We start from the raw sequence: 18,857 nt of genomic DNA on the forward strand, positions 1-18,857 counted from the left end.
GGCGGGAGCGCCCTCACCAAGCACTCCCGCCACGGTTGCCGGCAACTGGGGGGACGCTGCCGAAAAGCCGTTCATTGGACCTTCTCCGGCCCAAGCGCGTCGATACGCTCGACCGTGAAGCCAAGACCGCGCAGCCGCTCGGCGGTCGCGGCGGTGATGAGATATTCGTAAGTCTCGGCCGGATCCTCGTGCACGCGCCGGGTGTTGTAGATCGGCACGACGGTCGGCGTCGGCTCGGACGGATCGAGCTTCGTCTTCACCTCGATGTAGTGGCCCGACTGATGCGCGAAGCCGGTCGTGAACCTGTGAGGCTTCCACGAGGCAAGCTCGGCAAGGCGCGCCTTCTCGGCGGCCTCCAGCTGCTTTGCGCGGATGTCCTCCAGGTCGAGCGCGTAGCTGTCGATCCGCGCGGGTGGCGGCCATGCAAGTTCGGCCAGCCTGTCGAACGAGGGAAGCTTCATCTCCGTCAGCCGGCGAACGCTCGAAACGCCCACCCGGAACATGCCATCGCAGCCCCGCGCTTCAGCTTCGGCGCTTGCCTCGTAGACGCCCGCTGCGCGCATGCGCTCGTCGTTTGCCCGGACTGCCGTCAGGAGCTCGACGATCTTCGCCTCGATTTCCGGCCACTCGCTGCGCAGCCGGGCAGCAAGCGCATCACGCTCGGCAATGACATCGGCGCGCTCGCGCTCCTTCGTCTTGCGGGTTTCGCTCGCCAGCTTCTCGCCCAGCCTGTCGCCAAGCTGATCGATCGCGCGGCACAGCATCTCGGCTTCGCGGCGGGCCTTGTCCGCCTTCGCCGATGCCTCGTCGCGATCGCTCTCGCCGAGCCCGAAGTTGACCGCATCGCCCGAGGCCTGCTCGGCAAGTGCTGCCAGCCGGTCGCGCTCGGCAGTGACTTCAGGAATGAGGGCTTCGATATCCGCCGCGCGGGTACGCGGTTCGGTCAGCGCGCTGTTGACGCGCTCGCCAATGCTCTTTGCCATGACACGGTCCCCTCACGCATAGCGGGCATTGCGAACGGCGTCGCGAACCGCCGAGGGGTCGGGCATGGCGTCGCTCGTCTGCTGAGGACCGGGTTCGCGCGCCGAACGATTGCCAGCCGGCAAAGGTTCGTATCGGCCGTCGCGGATGGCATCGCGGACTTCGCGGTTCACGTCCTGACTGCGTGCGAGGAATTCGGCGCGGGCGCGGTCGAACTCGGGTGCGCGGTCACCGAGGAACGCGAACTTCGTATCGTGTGCGGCATGCTGACGGTCGACGGCAGCCTGGACGGGGTCGGCACCTGCGCTGTCGGTCATGAAGACGCTGGCCGATGCCAACGCGTTGTCGGCGGCATGGATGCTGAAGGCGATGCGCTCGCCGTCAGCCGCTACCTCGCGGTAACCGGGACGGAGCGTCTTGCCATCGCTCTGGAGGGCAATGGTGGCGGAAACCTGCTTGCGCGAAGGGTCTAGATAGATCGGCATTTTCTCGGCTCCTGGGCCCGGGGCAACTGCGGCGGGCGGCGCGGCCGGCTGGGTGCCGGTTGAGAGCGAGTCTGGCGCTGCGGGAGAAACGCATTACCGCCGTCAGCATCCGGTCGCTTTAACCATTTTGCTCGACATTGTGGCGCGACCTCCTACAAGCGCGCCCATGATAAAGGTCGCATTGCTTAACTTACGGAAATTGTTGATTAAATCGGAGGACGGTCCATCACGATTCGAAATTCTCAATCACACGCAGCAGGCAATCCCCCATCCCGGCGCATGGTTCGAAAGTCATCTGCTCGCACCACGAGGGATCGATCGGATCGAGGCGGCGAAGCAGCTTTCCGTCACTGCTGAGACGCTCACAGGGTTCCTCGAAGGACGGTACGGGCTCACCGCCCCGCTTGCGCTCCGGATCGAGGAGCAGTTCGGAGTTCCGGCTGCAGAGCTTCTCGAACTGCAGGCTGTCTTCAATCTCGCGCAGAGCAGGGAACGGACGCGGGCTGGTTAATATCCCGGGATGCGCTTCGAGCGCTGATCGTACCATCGGCTGTCGGTCTTCTGGTCAGTGCCGACGCATCCCCGCAATCGCCTGCCCCTCGTCCTGACGACTTCCGCGCGGGCTGCCCGCAGTTCATCGCCGCCGCACTGGTCGATCCATCGTGCGAATGTTTTCCAACCGCATTGAAAGTCCGGATGGCAATCCCAGCCCTCTTCGAGGTACGCCTCCCTGAAACCCTCGGGAGGTGGCCTCAGGCGATCAGCGCGGATGGAATAATCCGGGTGAGGATAGACCTTGTGCCGTGGGTAGGTGAGATTGCCGGGGCCGCCCATGCGCCCGAAGGTGCAGGCAGCGGGAAAGAGCAATTACCGTCGTCAGGGTGGCGTGCTATGGAGCGGGCATGCTTCAGGTAAACCCTTCATTGCATTGCCACGCCGGGGTCTGGTTGCGCGAGGAAATCGTCAAGCCTTACGGGCTGTCTGTCTCCGAAGCGGCGCGGAGGCTTGGCGTCGCGCGTCCGACCATGAGCAAACTGTTCAACGGCAACGCCTCGCTTTCGGCGGAGATGGCGCTGCGGTTCGAGAAGGCTTTTGGTATCTCTGCCGATACCCTCATGCGGATGCAGGCCACCTACGACATGGCTCAGGCGCGCGAGCATGCCGATGCGCTGGCGATCGAGCGCGTGCCAGAGCCGGCAGAGGTCAGGCGCTAATCAGGTTCGTTTCTGCCGGGTGATGGAAAACTCGATCACCGTGTCATCGTCGAGAAGCATATCGCTGACGAGCGAATTCGCCTTGCAGGCCTGCGCCGCAGCACAAACGGCCTCGACCCAGATGTCGGCTTTTGCCGGCGTGCCGTCCGTCTCGATCGGATACTCAATCGAAACGAGCTCCTGGTCGTGCCGGCTGACACGTATGTGAACTTTCATCGCAAACTCTCCCTAAGCAGCAGAACCACTTGAGAGTTGAAAAGTTGCCGATTTGCAGAGGATCGTCGCAGTCCGCAGCGAACCATGGCGCGACACAGGGCGAAAGGGTTGTGCTCTGCATCGCGCCACGAGGCTGGGTACCGCCCAGGTCGTAGGTGAGGCAGCCAGGCTCTTGTGGACATGACGAGGCCTGGCTGCCTTCGTTGCCGAGCACTAAGCGGGAATGGTTAAGACGGGGTTACCGGGGTCGGGACGCTGCGGAATTCGCCGTGAATGTGGGTGCCGACGTTGGGCTAGAGCAGAAGGCCCTCATGCGGTGCCCGGAACTGCGCGTGTTATGGCCTTCAGTTGGCATCCGGGTACAGGATTATAACCTTCCTGCCATCGGGTATCGCCGCATACTTGCGCGCTCTGTCGGCAAGGTTCTTGTCGATGCCCACTTCGGACAGGGTGATGGGTTTATTCAAGGGTTCTGCAAAAACCCTTGCCCCGCCGTGCTGGAGTCCTCCAGCTTCTTTCTGAGCCGCCATCAGCTCGCCGAGCCGGCGCTCGCCTCGGAAGCCTTCGCGCGCGCGTACGCGCGTACTCGTCCAATTGAAGGGGTTTGGGTGGCTTCCTCAACTCCTCTTACGACGAGGATCTCCGCCTCGGGGCTTAGCACATTAGCAACTTTAGCAGGGCTCCCATAAAAAGTGGCAATCTAGCACTGACGCCACCCTTCTAAAAAAATCCTTATATATCAAAGGAGGTTAGTCAGTAGGTTTTTAGGATCGAAGAATTGCCATTTCGAAGGGCAATAGCGCTAAAGCTGCTAAAGTTGCTAAGCTCGTGAAGTGACGCGCCAAGCCTCGCGGACCCGCTTGCCGTCGATTTCAGCACCGCCCTTTAGAGATTTCACCCATCGGTGTTCAGCCAGAACGCCCATCGCTTCCCGAGCCTTCTTCGCATCGCGGATAGACGCTGGCCCGTATTGGTAGATAGTGGACAGGCCGATGACGGGGTCTCCGCGTTCATTAAGCCACTTCAGCAGTTCGGCCGCTCTACGAAGCTCGGGATCGATACCACCGGCGTTCGTGAGCCGGACAGTTTCCGATAGATAATGGTTTGCGATCGTTATCGCGGAAGCGAGCGTATCCCGCTCGATCACAACAGCATCAGGATCGTTTACCAGGGTGAGAATGCCTGCAATACGTCCCGCGTTCTCCGGGAGCTTCGAAGCGAAAGCCTTCAGGCTCGCTAGCTCGCCGCCGGGACCCATCTTTTGCTCCAACTCGTTGGCGAAATCGACCCAGAGCGCGCGAGCTTCTGCGGTGAGATGAAGGCTGTCCAATTCGACACCCAGCGAGGGGTCACGGCTGTCCCTCCATCTGATCGGCCGCCTGACGAGCCGATCGATGGCGTCGTGGTATGCCGCTAGATGAGCTTCCTTGTGGCTGACCTGCTGCTGATAAAGCACATCGTCGCGGATGCGCTTGCCTGCATAGCTTTTCGGTGCCGCAATAAGGAAGCGAGCGAGCAGCCCTTGATCGGAAAAACGCTCGTCTCCGAGAAAGTCCTGTGCAAGCCCGCTTTGTACCATCAGGTGCATGGCAAGGCGCCGATCGTACAGCATCGTATTGCCATCGCCTCCACGAATCCTTTCGAGCTTTGAACCATCCCAGGCTCGGCAAAGGATGCCTGTTGTACTGATTTTCTGCTCGGCCTTGAGGCTGTATCCCCCGAGGAACGTTCCGGCATCGTCGCACAGCATTGCCAGCGAAGGGCGCCCATACTGATAAATCCGGAATAGGCCCTCAATTGTCTGATCGCCGGCCGGAGCAATCACAGAGGAAAGAGGGGGGTGAGGCGGTGGGCCCATTTCCATGAGAGCTGCCTGAAGAGCATGCCGATCGGATTTCAGCTTATTCTTGAGGTGTTTGATGTGCGTGTCGTAGGCCGCCATTTCAGCATCGTACTTCTGCCGCTGGCCCGCCTCGATCTCCTTCAGTTCGCGTTCGAATTGATGGATTGGCTTGAGCGCTTTCTTGTCCGCAGTCGACTTCCGATCCCCGCTGTCCAGGACCGTAAGGAGGTAGAGGGACAGTGGTACGGGGGTACCCTGATCGATAGGAAGTATCGCGTTCGCGCATCCTTGAGCGGCAAGCGATGCGACAGCGAGAACCGAATTCGCGGCGCTCGCGATCGGCAAATCTACGAGAGCCTCAAGTGCCAAAGCTGCACGAGCCAGCACCGGCCCCATGGCGTCGACGGGATATGGGGCCGGTGCTCCAACCTCGCGGAATAGCGGCTGTGGACCATCCGTCGCGCTCGGCTCTGGATTGGCCGGACTATGCTCCGCTCGGTTGGTAGCCAAATTGTCATTTCGCCAGTGAAGTGGAGTTTCACCGCCGCGCTCCTGATGCAGTGCTCGAAACGCCGCATTGCGGTTTCCCCCATGCTCGTAGTGGACGAACAGGTCGAACGCATCGCCGTAGCAGCCGGAAGGATGACGCGCGCCGAGCCCTGCGTCAGCGTCACTGCCAGAGAGCGATATCCACTTGTCGCCCTCGACGCGCGTCGCATAGCTGTCGCTCGTCTGGTTGGGCGAGCGCCAGTCCTTCGGGTTGCGCGGGCTCTGCTTATAGCCATGGCTCAGGAGAAGCGTCTCGACGTCGTTGGCCGCGTTGAAGGCATCGATCAGGCTCTCATCGCCCGCAGCAATCCGCTCCTGACGCTTGCGCTGGGCCTCGCGCCTGATCTTTTCCTTGAGGGCATCGTCCCTCGCCCTGCGCTCCTCGATGACCCGGATGCGCTCCGCAACAGGCCCGCGATCGAGCGGCAAGCCGGGCGCGTCCGCACCGCTGGTTTCCCTCTCGTAGTAGAGTGTCCAGCCATCCTCGTTGCGCAGCCGGGTCCCGGTCCCGTCATGGACGTCAGGAACGTTCGGAAGAAATACAGGCTGCCCGGCGTACCCGAGCGCACGGTCCATCTTGACGCCATGGTTCTCCATGACGTCGAAGAACGCGTTCTGCGCGTCGTTCCACTCCGGGAACGCCACCGCCTCTTCCAAGGGGAGAATGATCCGCCATTTGCGATTGCCGGGCCGTGAGCTTGAGCTCGAATAGACAAGCCAGGCAGAAGCGCCCGCGAAATCCTTCACGAGCCTGACAACGGTCTCAAGCGGATGATCGCCGTCGTCGATATCGCCCGCGAGCGCGACGAAGGTGCCCTCCTCCTGCTGCCTTTTGTGATTGCGGCCGTCGAAGTCGTGATAGGTGCTCGGGATCATCGCCGGCGCATGCGACTTTGCCCGCCGCGCCGGTGTTGCCCGGAATATCTCGCCCAGGCTGATCGTCGAGTAATCCTCCCCGGTCTTGATGTGTGTGTCGTGCTGCCCTCGGAAGGTCATGACGCGGCGTTCACGCCAATCGGAAGACTGGGTAGGCCTCGAAAGGACGTCCGTGCTCCCCGTGAGCTTGGGATTAAGCGCTACCATTGCGCGCTCCTCTTCGACGGACGGTTCGGCCGCTCGAATTTTCGGCAGCGGCGCTCCGGACGAAAGCACCCTGCCTGCGGAGAGCCTGCCTCGCATATTCGGCCGCGACAGGTTCGAGCGATGATCTCGCCGGACAATCTGGACAGGATGAGGCTCATGACCGCCCTCCCAGCCCTCTCGGGCGCCACGTGAGCACCGTGCACCCGGACGGCGTCTTACCGCCCTGCCGCTGCTCCTCGACGGCCTGCTCGTAGCGCTCGCTGTCGGTAAGGACAGGCTCGGGCTCGATCTCCGAAGGCTTGCGACGCTTCGGATCGAACGGAATGATGGGGAGCCCTGCCTTGCGATGACAGGTGCGATCGATCCACTCGAACATCTCATGCCGGGTGGCAAAGTGATCGGACTGCAGGTTTGGAAGTCCGCCGTCGATATAGCGTGCCTGCCACCGGTTTGTTGAGCATTCCCTGTATTCGATGGCCCGCTCCATCAGCCCGTCGAAAAGCAGCACCGTCATGTCCGACCTCCCGCCAGTTCGGCCACGAAGCGCTCGCCAAGATGGCGGGCGATAAGGTCGGGAAGGCTTGCCGTGCGGGGCGTTTCGGAGTATGTGGATTGCTGATCGCCCGGTCCAGGAATGATCAGCGCCCCGCCCCGTGCGGGGCGTTTTCGTTCCGGGGTCATGCTTCCGCCACTCCCACGAATTCGCGCAGGCTCTGGACGTCGATCAGACGCCGGCTGCCGACCTTGAACGAACGCAGCTTGCCAGATTCCATCGCCCGATAGAGGGTGGCGCGGTGAAGGCTCGTGAGTTCCGCAGCCTTCGAGATGCTTACAGTGATCTGTTCCATGTTGTCTCCTGCGTCAGCTTGCGACGCGGGCAACATTGCTCGTTTACCTACTTCGAGGCGGGGGGGGATTTTTCGGAAATTAGAACAGGCGTGAGCGTGCTCTTCGGAAACTGCATTCCAACGGCGCCTGCAAATTGAAGGCGGCCATAACTGTTATCGACGGTTTCCGGCATCCAATCCGAGGGTTGGTTCAGTAGATAGAGAGAAAAACTGGGCCATCTTTCTGTAAGCGATGAGCCGACGAACATCTGTCTTACAGCTTTGGAACATAACCATGCGCGAAACGCTGCGAGGTGAGCGGCATGACGCCAATTGGACCACTTCGAATCCCACTCCGCGGAGTCTTTCAGGATCGACAAGGTATCCGAAATTGGCGCGCCAAAAGCCTTCAGCTTCACGTCTTCTACAAGCCCTGCACGGTCGATCATCTCGGAAAGCTTCATTTCGAAGGCTGCTCCGACCTTAACTGCCCGTTGAAGGCGCCGTCCAACATCCTCGACACCAAGGCGAGCTTCGTTAGAACTCAGATGGCCCGGTAGCTTCACGCCGTCGTTGAGGTATTTCCAAGCTAAGAGCTTTTTTGCTCCGGAATTAGGCGTCCCCGGCTTGGCCAGAATCCCGAGCAGATGAGCAGCGCCTTGCGCGCTGACTTCGATCAGTATGGGCGTTCCGCGGAAATTTGCCACTAACGGTTGGTTCGAAATCATGAGTAATTCCTCGCGAGCAAAGATTGCCGGGCTCGTCATTCGCAGACAAGCCCGGCTGACAGGACGCGATCAGTAACCGTCCTGTTGTTCGCGTCCGTCATGCTCGCATCCGCCCGGATCGGCGACAGGGCAACCGGGGCCAGCGTTGATGATCGGACCATGCCAGAAAGCGTCCTCTGCCATCGTTTCCTCGCCATCGTCGTCGACGCCACGATCGGGATCACCAATAACGCAGCCCGGGCCGTCCGATCGAACCGCGAGACCAAAATCAGTGCAGCGCGATATTTCGTCCTCATCGCACAGACCCTCGCAGTCCGGATCTCCATCCTGCAGGTCGGCAAGCTCGATCGCCACCGCAATAAAGCCTTCGAGCTGCTGGCGATCGAAACGGCCCAGGACGCGCATGAGAGCGGCGGGCGGTGCCATAGAGGTAAAGGGTGCATTTGCGCCTTGGGGCGCGCTAAGGGCTGTCTCAGCCATATTCTCGACTCCTTGGTTAGTCGGTTTGTGGTGAGGGCCAGCGAAGGGAGGCACCCCAACGCTGGCCCGCTTGTTATCGGCTCACGCCGATTTCTGAGCCGCGCCGATCGGCACGACGTTGGTTCCATCTCCTGACAAAGACGGGGCGGCGAACCTGCCCCATGCATCCATGAGCGAGCGCCGCAGGTCCTGAAGATCGGACCGCAGGTACGCCTGCTCGGTTTTCGTGCCGACGTTGTGCGCCAACGCCATTTCCGCGACCATCGCGGGGACGGTCGGCATTGCCTCGGCTGCCCAGTCGCGAAAGGCGGAGCGGAAACCATGCACCGTCGCCTCTTCGCCGGCCGTGCGCATCACCTTTGTCAGCGTCATGTCGCTCAGCGAGGAGCCTCGGCGGCTACCGGGGAAGATCAGCCCATCCTCGCCGAATGCCTTGCGGGCGTGCTCCAGAATGGCGATCGCGGCATCGTTGAGCGTGACGACGTGCTGGATGCCGGTCTTCATGAGTTCGGCGGGCCGCGTCCATTTGCGGCCCTCGATATCGATATGCTCCCATCGCGCCGAGCGAACCTCGCCGCTGCGCGCGGCCGTCAGGATCGTGAAGAGCAGCGCCAGTCGCCCAGAGGTTTGTTCGAGCGCCAGTTGCCCGGCAAGAAAGTCGGGGACCTGCTTGTAGGGCATCGCGGCGAAGTTTCCGCTCTTGGGCTGCTTTGCGAGGCCATCGCGCAGTTCGCGCGAATCTGGCAACGCAGCCGCGCGCCATCCACGCGCTTTGGAGAAGCTCAGCACCTGCATCAGGCGGACCCGGACCTTTTGCGCGATCGCCGGCTTCTCGGTCCAGATAGGCGACAGCGTCGCGATCACGTCGGCCGTGGTTATCTGGTCGACCCGCTTGCTGCCGAGCTTGGGAAGCACGTGGTCGCTCAGCGAAGATTTGAATGCGGCGGCGTTCTTCTCGCTCCAGCCCTTCGAGAGTTCGTTGTGGGCGCTCTGCATCGCTTCCCTGAAGGTCGGAATGCGAACCTTCTCGCGATCACGTTCCTCGCGCGCGTTCTTCCCCTGGCGAGCCAGCTTGCGCAGATAGTAGGCTTTCTCTCGCGCCTCGGCCAACGTAAGGTCGGCTGGGTATCCCCCGAGCCCGATATCCTCCCGCCTGCCCTGAAACTGCACCCGTAATATCCACGAACGCGAACCGCTCGGCTTCACCCTCAGGTAAAGCCCGGCGCCGTCGCCGTAGACGCCCGGCTTGGCGTTCTTGACCTTGAGTTCGGTGAGCTTTCCCATTGGAAGCCATTTCTCCAGTTCCCACACCCAGTTCCCACATTTGTAGTGCGCTTTGGCGAGACGTCAAGCGACATTGTGAAACAGGAAATCCTAAGAAAGCTCGGTTTTCTGGGGATTTTCAAGCTACACCGTGCAACATCCTGAAACGCCCAGGACAGGCCAGTTATACTCCTACTCGGGGAGCCATTTTCCTTCCGCAAGCGCCAATCGCTCGGACGCCGCTCGCACGGCATTCTCCTCCTCATCCATCTGTTTGAAATCATGCGTTTGTTCTGACGCATTGACGTCTAATGCCCGTCGCGACTGACGCGTAATTCAATTATGGGGCGATGTGCATTGTAAAGATCGCCCAATCGGGTATCCTGTAGCCATACATTTCCTTACCGGGAGAAGCAGGATGCGTAGTTTCGTACCCATGCGCGTGCTTGCCGCAGGGGCGCTGCTCGCGCCCGTCGCGGTACAGGCCGCGGAACCGCAGGCTCAGGTTACCGTCGACGACATCGTATGCCGTTATACGGGCGAATGCGAAGCCGATGCCTCGCAGGCCAAGGAAGAAGCGCCGACGCGCGGCTTCTCCTTCCAGCCGCACCAGAACAAGCCCAAGGCAACGACACCCAGCCCCGCTGCTGCGCCGGCGCAGGCCGCAGCCCGCCCCGCTTCGCGTCCGACCGCACCCGTCCGGCCCGCGCCGCGCAAGAAGGCCGAACCCGCGCCGAAGCCGACCATCGGGGTCAGCCGCAACGACCTTCTCGTCTCGTTCCGCAACAATTCGTACGAACTGACCGACCAGGCAAAGGCGAACATCCGCGTCTTCGCCCAGGCGCTCAAGACGCCGCAGCTTTCGGACCGCAAGTTCGAGATTTCGGGCCATACCAACGCGACGGGTTCGGCGTCCTACAACGAAGAACTATCGCGTGAGCGCGCGTCCTCGGTCGCCAAGTATCTCGAGGAACTGCAGGTCGACACCTCGCGCCTGGTCACCAAGGGCTACGGCTTCCAGAAGCCCCTGCCGGACCGCAACGCTACCGCGCCGGAAAATCGCCGGGTCGAAGCGGCGATCATCGTTCCCTGAGGATAGTCCGGCATCGTCGATACGAATGACGGATCTCCCGGCCTGAACGCATGCGTGTTCGGCGCGTCCGGTGGTGTCGGTCGTGCGCTTTGCGAAGCACTCGCGCATCGCGAAGATGTCGCGGTCGTTCATGCGGGGGCGCGAAACGTCGAATCCGTCGAAAGGCGCCCCAGGGTCGAGCCGTTCGCTTTCGACCTCAAGCAGGAACAGTCGATAGAGGCCGCCGCCGAACGCATCGGTGAGCACGGGCCGCTCGATCTCGTCATCGTGGCGACGGGCGTACTCCAGACAGACGCATACGGTCCGGAGAAAAGCTGGTCGGCAATCGATCCCGTAGCGATGGCCGAAGTGTTCGCGATCAACACCATCGGGCCGGCGGTGATCGGCAAGCACTTCATCCCCCTTCTGAGGCGCGAGGGCCGTCCCGTTTTCGCGGCGCTGGCGGCACGTGTCGGCTCGATCGGGGACAACGGGCTCGGCGGATGGCACAGCTATCGCGCGTCGAAGGCCGCGCTCGTGATGATCGTGCGCAACTTCGCGCTCGAACTCGGTCGCCGCAACAGGGGCGCCATCGCGGTAACGCTGCATCCTGGCACGGTCGACACCGCGCTTTCGGAACCGTTCCAGTCGAGCGTACCCGAAGGAAAGCTGTTCACGCCCGCCTACTCGGCCGAGCGTCTCCTTTCGGTCATCGACGGTCTGGAAGGGAAAGACAGCGGACACCAGTTTGCATGGGACGGCGAACGCATCCCGTACTGATACGCCCTCAACTCATTTCCTTTTCGAGCACCGTCATGTTGAAGGCGATCGAGATACGCTCGTCCCGGGCCATGTTCGGATGCACCCAATGCCAGAGGTGGCTGGGGAAGACGAGCATTTCGCCCTCGCCGGGCCGGACGAGCATGCGCTTTGGATACATCTTGCGCCCCAGTGCGAACGGTGCCTCGAATGTCAGCGCGGGGTTGAGGAATTCGATGGCTGCGCCGTGGTCCCGCCGGGAAATCGGGCAGGCAACGTAATAGACCCCCGACAGGTGGTTGCTCGCGTGATCGTGCGGCGCATTGAAGCCGTTTTGCGGGTTGACGTTCACCCAGCCGTCAAGCTTGTGCCGATGCCTTGCAAGATCGAAGTCCTTCCAGAAGCGACGCACTGACTTCGTCAGCCCTTCCCTGAGATGCACGCAAAGCTCGCGGAAAGACGGGTCCGCGAGTTCGAAGATATCGGATTGCGAATGCCAGCCGGCGTGGTTGCTGCGCTCCGTTCCCCCGTCCGTGGCCTGCAGCGCCGCAATCGCTTCACGCAGGCGCCGGTTCAGGCCTGCTCCGCCGGGCACCTGATAGGCATCGATCCACGAAGCGAACGCCGGGATCGCCGCCTTCTGTTTCAGCTCGTCCACGTTCCACCCCCTCCCGGAAGCCGGCTTACGCCAGCGCGCCGTGGCAGTGCTTGTACTTCTTGCCCGATCCGCACGGACAGATCGCGTTGCGGCTCAGTCCCATGTCCTTGTAGGGATCCTGCCCCGGCGTGCGCGGAGCGGTTCCCTGTGGAAGCGGTTCGAGGCCCGCACCCGACGCCGTACCGGCCGACTGGGGCGCGATCATCGTTTCGCCGTCTTCGGAGAACGGATCGAATTGTCCGGTCATGAATTCGGGCAATTCGGGAAGCTCGACGTCCGCGGGCGGTGCGGAAAGCTGCAGCTTGGCGGTCGAGAGGATGCGGGTCACGTCCTCGCGGATCGTCTCCAGCATTCGCTCGAACAGGCTGAAGGCTTCCTGCTTGTACTCGTTGATCGGCTGCTTCTGTGCATAGGCGCGCAGGAACACGACCTGGCGGAGCGCGTCGAGCGTGGCGAGGTGCTCCTTCCAGTGATGGTCGAGCCGGTCGAGCAGGATGCTCTTTTCGACAGAGCGCCAGATCGTGGGATCGTCGTCCTTCGTCTTGTCCGACATGTGCGCATCGGAGAGTTCGGTCAGCCGCTGCTCGATGACCTCGGGCTCTATCCCGTCCTCTTCCATCCAGCTGTCGATCGGCGCATCGACCCCGAGGACTTCGCCTGAGCGCTCCTTCAGCCCCTCGATGTCCCAGTGTTCGGGGTAAGAACCCGGCGGGCAGGCATCGGCCACGATGGTGTTGATCGTGTCGTGCCGCATGTCGTGGCACACGTCGTCCACGGCATCGGCATCCATGATGTCGGCACGCTGCTCGTAGATGACCTTGCGCTGGTCGTTCATCACGTCGTCGTACTGGACGACCTGCTTGCGCACCTCGTAGTTGCGCGCCTCTACCTTCTTCTGCGCGGTCTCGATGGCCTTGGACAACCACTTCGATCCGATCGCTTCTCCGTCGGCAAGGTTCGAGTTCATCATCTTGGCGAAGAGGGTGTCGGGTCCGAAGATGCGCAGGAGGTCGTCCTCGAGGCACAGGTAGAACTTCGACAGACCCGGGTCGCCCTGGCGTCCCGAACGGCCACGAAGCTGGTTGTCGATACGGCGGCTTTCGTGCCGCTCGGTGCCGATGACGCAAAGTCCCCCTGCCTCGAGCACCTTCTGCTTCTCTTCCCCGACTTCGGCCTTGATCCGCTCGATGGCGGCATCGCGCTCGGGTCCTTCTGGCGTTTCGCGCAGTTCGTCCTCGATGCGGAACTCGACATTGCCGCCAAGCTGGATGTCGGTGCCGCGCCCCGCCATGTTGGTAGCGATGGTGACCGCGCCGAGGCGCCCCGCCTGCGCAACGATGTGCGCTTCCATCTCGTGGAAGCGGGCGTTCAGCACCGAGTGCTCGACGCCTTCCTTGTTGAGGTAGTCCGAAAGCAGTTCGGATTTCTCGATGGACACCGTCCCGACGAGAACCGGCTGCCCGATCTCGTTCTTCTCGCGAATCAGCTTCGCAATCGCCTGGAACTTGTCGGTCGTGTTCTTGTAGAACTCGTCCTCCTCGTCGATCCGGCGCACGGGCACATTCGTGGGGATCGTGACGACGTTCATCTTGTAGATGTCGAAGAACTCCGCGGCCTCGGTCGCGGCGGTGCCGGTCATCCCCGACAGTTTCGGATACATGCGGAAGTAGTTCTGGAAGGTGATCGAGGCGAGCGTCTGGTTCTCGGGCTCGATCTGCACACCTTCCTTGGCCTCGACCGCCTGGTGCAGGCCGTTCGACCAGCGGCGACCGTCCATCATGCGGCCGGTGAACTCGTCGATGATGACGACCTTGTCGTCCTTCACGATGTAGTCGGTATCGCGCTTGAACATGACCACCGCGCGCAGCGCCTGGTCGAGATGGTGGACAACCTGCGTGTTCTCGACATCGTAGAGGTTCGATCCGACGAGCAGACCTTCCGCTTCGAGCAGGCGCTCGGCGCGCTCGACGCCGTCCTCGGTCAGCGTGACGTTCTTGCTCTTCTCGTCTGTCTCGTAATCCTCGGGCTCGAGGCGCTTCACGATGGCATCGACCGCGATGTAGAGGTCGGACTTGTCATCGGTGGGCCCCGAGATGATGAGCGGGGTGCGCGCCTCGTCGATAAGGATCGAGTCCACCTCGTCGACGATGGCGTAGTTGAACGGACGGTGCACCATCTGTGTCCGCTCATGCTTCATGTTGTCACGCAGGTAGTCGAAGCCGAACTCGTTGTTCGTGCCGTAGGTGATGTCGGCGGCATAGGCCTCGCGGCGCTGATGCTCGGCAAGGTTAGGGACGATGACGCCTACGGAAAGGCCGAGGAACGTGTAGATCTGGCCCATCCACTCCGCGTCGCGACGGGCGAGATAGTCGTTGACGGTGACGACGTGGACGCCCTTGCCCTCGAGCGCGTTGAGGTAGACGGCGAGCGTCGCGACCAGCGTCTTGCCCTCGCCCGTGCGCATCTCGGCGATCTCGCCCCGATGGAGCACGATACCGCCGATCATCTGCACATCGAAGTGCCGCATGCCGAGTACCCGGCGCGAGGTTTCGCGAACGGTCGCGAATGCTTCGGGAAGGATATCGTCGAGCGTGCTTCCGCCCTCGAGCATTTCGCGGAACCTGGCGGTCTGGCCCGTCAGTTGATCGTCAGAGAGGGCCTCCATGTCGGGCTCGAGTGCGTTTATCCGGTGGACGATCTTTTCGATCGAGGCGACGTAACGCTCGTTGGACGAACCGAAGAGAGACTTGGCGAGCTTGCCGAACATGGCTTAATTCCTGATTTCGTATCGATGGATGCAGACTGGCGGGTCGTGCTGACGCCGACCTTGCCCCAAGGGATCGGATAGGGGCGAACGCGCTATTCGTGCGCGCGGTCGATCCCGGTCTGCACCGTGGAAACGGGGGGCGCGACACGCGACCCGGTCGGCGAGGACGCCCGCATTGTCGTGGTTCGGGGCGTCCTGTCCACGAAGGACACCGACGCTGCGGACACCTTGCCGGGCTGCGTCGCAGCCGGGAGCGAGAGCGCGCTTACCTCGCAATTTCCGCCGTAGATCGTGCGCGCACTTGTCGGGGCCGCAAGAGCAGCAAGTCCGGACAGCAGGGCCACGATCGCAAGGAGCAGGCGGTATGCCATTGCTGCCAGATAAGGGCTCCGCCCCGACGCGTCCAGTACGGCGAGGGCGAATAGTCCCCGTGCTTTTGCGGGGATTTAACCATTTCCCGATTATTCGTCGCCCAAACGAGGGGACGAAGTTCATGCAGCCCGGAGTACATGCGGGAAGACTGATACAACTCGACGGATTGCGCGGTATCGCCGCGATTGCCGTCATGCTCTTCCATGTCGGAACCGTGTTCGGGATTTCGACCCCGTTCTCTCGCAGCTACCTTTTCGTCGACATGTTCTTCGTCCTCAGCGGTTTCGTGCTGACGCTCGTGGCCGAGCCTCGGATGGCGAAGGGGCAGACCGGCCTCGGATTTCTTGCCGCGCGGGTGAAACGGCTTTGGCCGACAATCGCGGTCGGCGCGCTGATCGGTGCGGCGGTCATGGGCAGCACGGAGGGCTGGAGCGACGTTCCGCTTCTCCTCGTCATGGCGCTGGCGATGATCCCGACATTCACGATGTCCTGGCAGGTCTTTCCGCTCAACGGACCGCAATGGTCGCTTTTCCACGAGATCGTCGCCAACATCGCGCATGCCTTCCTGCTGCGCTATCTGGGCGACCGGACACTTCTTGCCGTCGCGCTCCTCTCCGGCACCCTGCTGGCCTGGACAATCCTGCATTTCGGCGCGAACGGCCTTGGTCCGGACGCGGGCAATTTCGCCTGGTCTTTCCCCCGGATCGCATTCTCCTACATCATCGGCATCTGGTTCGGTCGCAAGTTTGCCAAGGGGCAGTACAAACCGATCCTTTCGTGGAGCGCCGCGCTCATCGGTCCGATCGCGATCGCGATGTCGCTGCGTTACCTGCCGATCAGCCGACCGGTGGGCGACATGCTCGTGACGATATTTGTGTTCCCCGCCCTCTTCTGGGCGTGCGCCCTGGCGACGCCGCCGGCCTCGGTCCATCGGGTCCTCGAAAAGCTGGGAGCGCTCTCGTTCCCGCTGTACGCCGTTCACCTGCCACTGCTGCTGTGGACGGCGAGTTTCGGCAAGTCGGGATGGTTCGCGGTGTGCGGCATCGCCGTATCGCTGCTGGCCGCGCAGGCGATGGCGGTCGCTACCGAGGCGTTCTCCGCGCGCAAGTCAAGGCAGCGGCGCGCGGCGCGGGCTGCGGCTACCGCTTGACCTGACGCGACGACGCGCTAGCGCCGGGTGCATGAGCCACTTGACTTCGCCGCTTGCCGTCCCCTTTCCGGATATGCCCGCGATATCGGGCGCCGTGCCGCGCATCGCCCGCGCGGGCTACAAGGCCTGGGGCCGCTGCGACCTCACCTACGTCGAACTTGCCGAGGGTACGGCGGTCGCGGGCGTCTTCACGCGCAATATCTGCTGCTCTTCGGAAGTGGAGATCGGGCGCGAGAACGTTGCGCGCGGTTCGGCGCGGGCGCTGGTGGTCAATGCTGGCAACTCGAATGCCTTCACCGGATACCGCGGGCGCGAGGCAGTCGAACAGATCATGCAACAGGTCGCGGAGCACCTCGACTGTCTGCCCGGCGACGTGTTCGTCTCGTCCACGGGGGTTATCGGCGTTCCGCTGCCCAAGGACAAGGCGCGCGAGGGACTGGACAGGGTGTTCGGCGCTCAGCCCTGTTCGTGGGAGGATGCCGCCAACACGATCGGCACTACCGACACCTTTGCGAAAGGAGCAATGGCAAGCGCGATCGTCGACGGAAAAAGGATCGAGATCGCGGGGATCGTCAAGGGAAGCGGCATGATCGCGCCCGACATGTCAACCATGCTGGGCTATGTCTTCACCGATGCGGACGTCGCTCCTGCCTTCCTGCAGCAATGCCTTTCGGCGGCGAATGCCGAAGCCTTCAATTGCATCACCGTGGATTCGGATACCTCTACCAGCGACACCGTGCTCGCTTTCGCTACCGCGCAAGCTGGGAATAAGCAGCTTGCATCGTTCGACGATCCAGGCGCGGACGCCTTCGCAGCTGCCCTGCGTGACGTGTGCAGGCAACTCGCGCACCTCGTCGTGCGCGACGGCGAAGGCGCGACGAAATTCATCTCGGTTTCGGTCAGCGGTGCGATCAGCGACGAGAGCGCTCGCAAGGTCGGCCTTGCAGTCGCCAATTCGCCGCTGGTGAAGACCGCCATAGCGGGCGAGGATGCCAACTGGGGCCGCGTTGTCATGGCCGTCGGCAAGGCGGGAGAGCCCGCCGACCGCGACCGGCTGTCGATCGGGTTCGGCGGCATCTGGGCGGCGCGCGAAGGGCAGCCATTGCCGGACTACGACGAGGAACCGGTCGCGAAGCACCTCAAGCGCTCCGAAGTCTCGATCGAGATCGATCTTGGCCTGGGTCAGGGGAGCTCCACGGTCTGGACCTGCGATCTTACGCACGGATACATCTCGATAAACGCGGACTACCGCAGTTGATCGCCGAAAGCCTGACCGCGGGCGTCAGGTCGGCGATGCAGGAAGCGAGCGACCGCGCGATCATGCCGCGCTACCGCTCGCTTTCGGAAGCGCAGGTCTCCAGCAAGGCGGAGGACGACCTCGTCACCGTGTCGGACCGTGAAAGCGAGGCGATCCTCGCCGAACGCCTCCCTGCGCTTTTGCCGGAAGCTGCCTTCGTCGGCGAGGAGGCGGCGCACAAGGACCCGGCGGTGCTGGACGCCCTCGGCGCGGAGTTGTGCTGGATCGTCGATCCGCTCGACGGGACGAACAACTTCGCCGCCGGCAAACCGCCTTTTGGCGTGCTCGTCGCATTGGCGCAGGATGGCATCGCGGTAGGCGGCTGGATTTTCGATTGCCTGACCGGACGGTTCTGTCACGCACTGGCGGGTGGCGGCGCATTCGTGAACGGAGAGAGGATCACCGCGCAGCCCAGCGGTGAAAGCCCACCGGTCGCGGCGATCTCGCTTCTTTTCGTCGACGATGCGCAGCGCGAGAAGCTGAAGGAGCATATCGCGCCACATTACCGGCTGGTCGATATTCCGCGCTGCGCCGCCGAACAGTACCCACGCCTTGCCCTGGGACAGAACGACGTTTCGATCTTCGAGCGGACGCTTGCCTGGGACCACGCGGCAGGCGTGCTATTTCTGAACGAGGCCGGGGGCAAGGCCGCACGGCCCGACGGTTCGCCCTATCGCGTGGACGAGCAAGGCCGCCCCGGACTGATCGGAGCGGCCACGCCCGCCATGTGGGACGAACTCGCCGGGAGAATGGCGCGGATCTAGATTTCGCTCTCGATCCAGCCCTTGAGCTGGCTTTTCGGCGCGGCGCCAAGTTTCTGCGCAACTGGCTCGCCATCCTTGAACAGGACGAGGTAGGGGATCGACTGGACGCCCATCTTTCCCGGGACGTCGGGATTGGCCATGATGTCCATCTTGGCGATCGTCACCTTGCCTTCCAGTTCCTCGCTGATTTCCTCGAGCGCGGGGCCGATCATCTTGCATGGACCGCACCAGTCCGCCCAGAAATCGACGAGGACGGGCGTATCTGAGTTGAGCACATCGGCTTCGAAGCTGGCGTCGGTGACGGCTTTGGTGGGCATTTATGAACTCCTGTCTGGCCTTTGCCGAATAT

At 62.4% G+C, this 18,857-nt stretch carries 21 protein-coding genes and 2 pseudogenes; 6 read left to right on the forward strand and 17 right to left on the reverse strand.

All coding sequences use genetic code 11. The features are described from left to right. Positions 1–71: 71 nt before the first annotated feature. The 3 genes from FHS75_RS04225 to FHS75_RS04235 all read right to left on the reverse strand — a co-directional run bounded on the left by FHS75_RS04225 (position 72) and on the right by FHS75_RS04235 (position 2,013). Positions 72–983: a hypothetical protein gene (locus FHS75_RS04225; RefSeq protein ID WP_179406435.1), complete on the reverse strand. Its 912-nt coding sequence runs from the start codon at positions 981–983 to the stop codon at positions 72–74. A 12-nt stretch (positions 984–995) separates the two neighbouring features. Continuing rightward, complete coding sequence (locus FHS75_RS04230) at positions 996–1,466, reverse strand: hypothetical protein (RefSeq protein WP_179406436.1); 471 nt, start codon at positions 1,464–1,466, stop codon at positions 996–998. Positions 1,467–1,692: 226 nt separating this feature from the next. Next, entirely contained in the window at positions 1,693–2,013 is a 321-nt protein-coding gene (locus FHS75_RS04235; RefSeq protein ID WP_179406437.1) for a hypothetical protein, read from the reverse strand. A 313-nt stretch (positions 2,014–2,326) separates the two neighbouring features. Here FHS75_RS04235 and FHS75_RS04240 point away from each other — a divergent pair. Beyond that, positions 2,327–2,680 (forward strand): annotated as a pseudogene (locus FHS75_RS04240) (HigA family addiction module antitoxin); the annotation flags it as partial. Here the strand turns inward: FHS75_RS04240 and FHS75_RS04245 are convergent. The 9 genes from FHS75_RS04245 to FHS75_RS04285 all read right to left on the reverse strand — a co-directional run bounded on the left by FHS75_RS04245 (position 2,681) and on the right by FHS75_RS04285 (position 9,690). Further along, the gene (locus FHS75_RS04245) at positions 2,681–2,896 is read right to left on the reverse strand and encodes a hypothetical protein (RefSeq protein ID WP_179406438.1); all 216 of its coding nucleotides are present in this window, start codon (positions 2,894–2,896) and stop codon (positions 2,681–2,683) included. Between the two features lie 344 nt (positions 2,897–3,240). Next, positions 3,241–3,426 (reverse strand): hypothetical protein, encoded by a 186-nt coding sequence (locus FHS75_RS04250; RefSeq protein WP_179406439.1) that lies wholly within the window; start codon positions 3,424–3,426, stop codon positions 3,241–3,243. Between the two features lie 290 nt (positions 3,427–3,716). Continuing rightward, positions 3,717–6,371, reverse strand: a complete 2,655-nt coding sequence (locus FHS75_RS04255) for a YfjI family protein (RefSeq protein ID WP_179406440.1) — start codon at positions 6,369–6,371, stop codon at positions 3,717–3,719. A gap of 154 nt (positions 6,372–6,525) precedes the next feature. Next, positions 6,526–6,885, reverse strand: coding sequence for a hypothetical protein (locus FHS75_RS04260; RefSeq protein ID WP_179406441.1), 360 nt, complete (start codon positions 6,883–6,885; stop codon positions 6,526–6,528). After that, on the reverse strand, positions 6,882–7,052 hold the full coding sequence (locus tag FHS75_RS04265) for a hypothetical protein (RefSeq protein WP_179406442.1): 171 nt from the start codon (positions 7,050–7,052) through the stop codon (positions 6,882–6,884). The genes FHS75_RS04260 and FHS75_RS04265 overlap by 4 nt, the downstream gene beginning before the upstream one ends. Beyond that, positions 7,049–7,219: a helix-turn-helix domain-containing protein gene (locus FHS75_RS04270; protein WP_179406443.1), complete on the reverse strand. Its 171-nt coding sequence runs from the start codon at positions 7,217–7,219 to the stop codon at positions 7,049–7,051. Before FHS75_RS04270 ends, FHS75_RS04265 begins: the two co-directional genes overlap by 4 nt. 47 nt (positions 7,220–7,266) lie before the next feature. Next, the gene (locus FHS75_RS04275) at positions 7,267–7,926 is read right to left on the reverse strand and encodes a hypothetical protein (RefSeq protein ID WP_179406444.1); all 660 of its coding nucleotides are present in this window, start codon (positions 7,924–7,926) and stop codon (positions 7,267–7,269) included. A gap of 69 nt (positions 7,927–7,995) precedes the next feature. After that, positions 7,996–8,406 (reverse strand): hypothetical protein, encoded by a 411-nt coding sequence (locus FHS75_RS04280; protein WP_179406445.1) that lies wholly within the window; start codon positions 8,404–8,406, stop codon positions 7,996–7,998. A gap of 81 nt (positions 8,407–8,487) precedes the next feature. Then, on the reverse strand, positions 8,488–9,690 hold the full coding sequence (locus FHS75_RS04285; RefSeq protein ID WP_179406446.1) for a tyrosine-type recombinase/integrase: 1,203 nt from the start codon (positions 9,688–9,690) through the stop codon (positions 8,488–8,490). A gap of 397 nt (positions 9,691–10,087) precedes the next feature. On the opposite strand from FHS75_RS04285, the gene FHS75_RS04290 reads away from it, so the two are divergent. Together FHS75_RS04290 and FHS75_RS04295 are read left to right on the forward strand one after the other, a co-directional pair. Beyond that, a complete protein-coding gene (locus FHS75_RS04290; RefSeq protein WP_179406447.1) occupies positions 10,088–10,762 on the forward strand; it encodes an OmpA family protein in 675 nt (224 codons plus the stop codon). A gap of 54 nt (positions 10,763–10,816) precedes the next feature. Then, positions 10,817–11,521, forward strand: coding sequence for an SDR family NAD(P)-dependent oxidoreductase (locus FHS75_RS04295; protein ID WP_179406448.1), 705 nt, complete (start codon positions 10,817–10,819; stop codon positions 11,519–11,521). A gap of 7 nt (positions 11,522–11,528) precedes the next feature. Here the strand turns inward: FHS75_RS04295 and FHS75_RS04300 are convergent, their stop codons facing one another. From FHS75_RS04300 to FHS75_RS04310, 4 genes and pseudogenes are all read right to left on the reverse strand, one after another. Beyond that, the gene (locus tag FHS75_RS04300) at positions 11,529–12,158 is read right to left on the reverse strand and encodes a TIGR02466 family protein (protein ID WP_179406449.1); all 630 of its coding nucleotides are present in this window, start codon (positions 12,156–12,158) and stop codon (positions 11,529–11,531) included. A 25-nt stretch (positions 12,159–12,183) separates the two neighbouring features. Beyond that, positions 12,184–12,405, reverse strand: a complete 222-nt coding sequence (locus FHS75_RS18230) for an SEC-C metal-binding domain-containing protein (protein ID WP_425325955.1) — start codon at positions 12,403–12,405, stop codon at positions 12,184–12,186. Then, positions 12,400–14,925, reverse strand: a pseudogene (gene secA, locus FHS75_RS04305) (preprotein translocase subunit SecA); the annotation flags it as partial. The gene FHS75_RS18230 and the pseudogene secA, both read right to left, overlap by 6 nt. 92 nt (positions 14,926–15,017) lie before the next feature. After that, a complete protein-coding gene (locus tag FHS75_RS04310; protein WP_179406451.1) occupies positions 15,018–15,296 on the reverse strand; it encodes a hypothetical protein in 279 nt (92 codons plus the stop codon). A gap of 122 nt (positions 15,297–15,418) precedes the next feature. Between FHS75_RS04310 and FHS75_RS04315 the strand changes: the two genes are divergently transcribed. Genes FHS75_RS04315 through FHS75_RS04325 form a run of 3 tightly spaced genes read left to right on the forward strand, consistent with a single transcriptional unit; the run spans position 15,419 to position 18,508 of the window. Further along, positions 15,419–16,447 carry an acyltransferase family protein gene (locus FHS75_RS04315; protein WP_179406452.1) on the forward strand — a complete coding sequence of 343 codons (1,029 nt, stop codon included), beginning with the start codon at positions 15,419–15,421 and terminating at the stop codon, positions 16,445–16,447. A 31-nt stretch (positions 16,448–16,478) separates the two neighbouring features. Beyond that, entirely contained in the window at positions 16,479–17,705 is a 1,227-nt protein-coding gene (gene argJ / locus FHS75_RS04320) for a bifunctional glutamate N-acetyltransferase/amino-acid acetyltransferase ArgJ (protein ID WP_179406453.1), read from the forward strand. After that, positions 17,702–18,508 carry an inositol monophosphatase family protein gene (locus FHS75_RS04325; RefSeq protein ID WP_229735490.1) on the forward strand — a complete coding sequence of 269 codons (807 nt, stop codon included), beginning with the start codon at positions 17,702–17,704 and terminating at the stop codon, positions 18,506–18,508. Before argJ ends, FHS75_RS04325 begins: the two co-directional genes overlap by 4 nt. On the opposite strand, the gene trxA is transcribed toward FHS75_RS04325, so the two are convergent. Further along, positions 18,505–18,825 carry a thioredoxin gene (gene trxA, locus FHS75_RS04330; protein WP_179406454.1) on the reverse strand — a complete coding sequence of 107 codons (321 nt, stop codon included), beginning with the start codon at positions 18,823–18,825 and terminating at the stop codon, positions 18,505–18,507. The genes FHS75_RS04325 and trxA overlap by 4 nt on opposite strands. Positions 18,826–18,857: the final 32 nt, after the last annotated feature.

Origin of the sequence: Novosphingobium marinum, from assembly GCF_013408095.1 — a bacterium.
Lineage (GTDB): Bacteria > Pseudomonadota > Alphaproteobacteria > Sphingomonadales > Sphingomonadaceae > Novosphingobium > Novosphingobium marinum.

What these genes read in the sequence shown, in the direction of transcription:
- FHS75_RS04225 (WP_179406435.1), bottom strand. Translation starts at nt 983, where the DNA reads ATGGCAAAGAGCATTGGCGAGCGCGTCAACAGCGCGCTGACCGAACCG.
- FHS75_RS04230 (WP_179406436.1), bottom strand. Translation starts at nt 1,466, where the DNA reads ATGCCGATCTATCTAGACCCTTCGCGCAAGCAGGTTTCCGCCACCATT.
- FHS75_RS04235 (WP_179406437.1), bottom strand. Translation starts at nt 2,013, where the DNA reads ATGGTACGATCAGCGCTCGAAGCGCATCCCGGGATATTAACCAGCCCG.
- FHS75_RS04245 (WP_179406438.1), bottom strand. Translation starts at nt 2,896, where the DNA reads ATGAAAGTTCACATACGTGTCAGCCGGCACGACCAGGAGCTCGTTTCG.
- FHS75_RS04250 (WP_179406439.1), bottom strand. Translation starts at nt 3,426, where the DNA reads ATGGCGGCTCAGAAAGAAGCTGGAGGACTCCAGCACGGCGGGGCAAGG.
- FHS75_RS04255 (WP_179406440.1), bottom strand. Translation starts at nt 6,371, where the DNA reads ATGGTAGCGCTTAATCCCAAGCTCACGGGGAGCACGGACGTCCTTTCG.
- FHS75_RS04260 (WP_179406441.1), bottom strand. Translation starts at nt 6,885, where the DNA reads ATGACGGTGCTGCTTTTCGACGGGCTGATGGAGCGGGCCATCGAATAC.
- FHS75_RS04265 (WP_179406442.1), bottom strand. Translation starts at nt 7,052, where the DNA reads ATGACCCCGGAACGAAAACGCCCCGCACGGGGCGGGGCGCTGATCATT.
- FHS75_RS04270 (WP_179406443.1), bottom strand. Translation starts at nt 7,219, where the DNA reads ATGGAACAGATCACTGTAAGCATCTCGAAGGCTGCGGAACTCACGAGC.
- FHS75_RS04275 (WP_179406444.1), bottom strand. Translation starts at nt 7,926, where the DNA reads ATGATTTCGAACCAACCGTTAGTGGCAAATTTCCGCGGAACGCCCATA.
- FHS75_RS04280 (WP_179406445.1), bottom strand. Translation starts at nt 8,406, where the DNA reads ATGGCTGAGACAGCCCTTAGCGCGCCCCAAGGCGCAAATGCACCCTTT.
- FHS75_RS04285 (WP_179406446.1), bottom strand. Translation starts at nt 9,690, where the DNA reads ATGGGAAAGCTCACCGAACTCAAGGTCAAGAACGCCAAGCCGGGCGTC.
- FHS75_RS04290 (WP_179406447.1), top strand. Translation starts at nt 10,088, where the DNA reads ATGCGTAGTTTCGTACCCATGCGCGTGCTTGCCGCAGGGGCGCTGCTC.
- FHS75_RS18230 (WP_425325955.1), bottom strand. Translation starts at nt 12,405, where the DNA reads ATGACCGGACAATTCGATCCGTTCTCCGAAGACGGCGAAACGATGATC.
- FHS75_RS04310 (WP_179406451.1), bottom strand. Translation starts at nt 15,296, where the DNA reads ATGGCATACCGCCTGCTCCTTGCGATCGTGGCCCTGCTGTCCGGACTT.
- FHS75_RS04315 (WP_179406452.1), top strand. Translation starts at nt 15,419, where the DNA reads ATGCAGCCCGGAGTACATGCGGGAAGACTGATACAACTCGACGGATTG.
- argJ (WP_179406453.1), top strand. Translation starts at nt 16,479, where the DNA reads ATGAGCCACTTGACTTCGCCGCTTGCCGTCCCCTTTCCGGATATGCCC.
- trxA (WP_179406454.1), bottom strand. Translation starts at nt 18,825, where the DNA reads ATGCCCACCAAAGCCGTCACCGACGCCAGCTTCGAAGCCGATGTGCTC.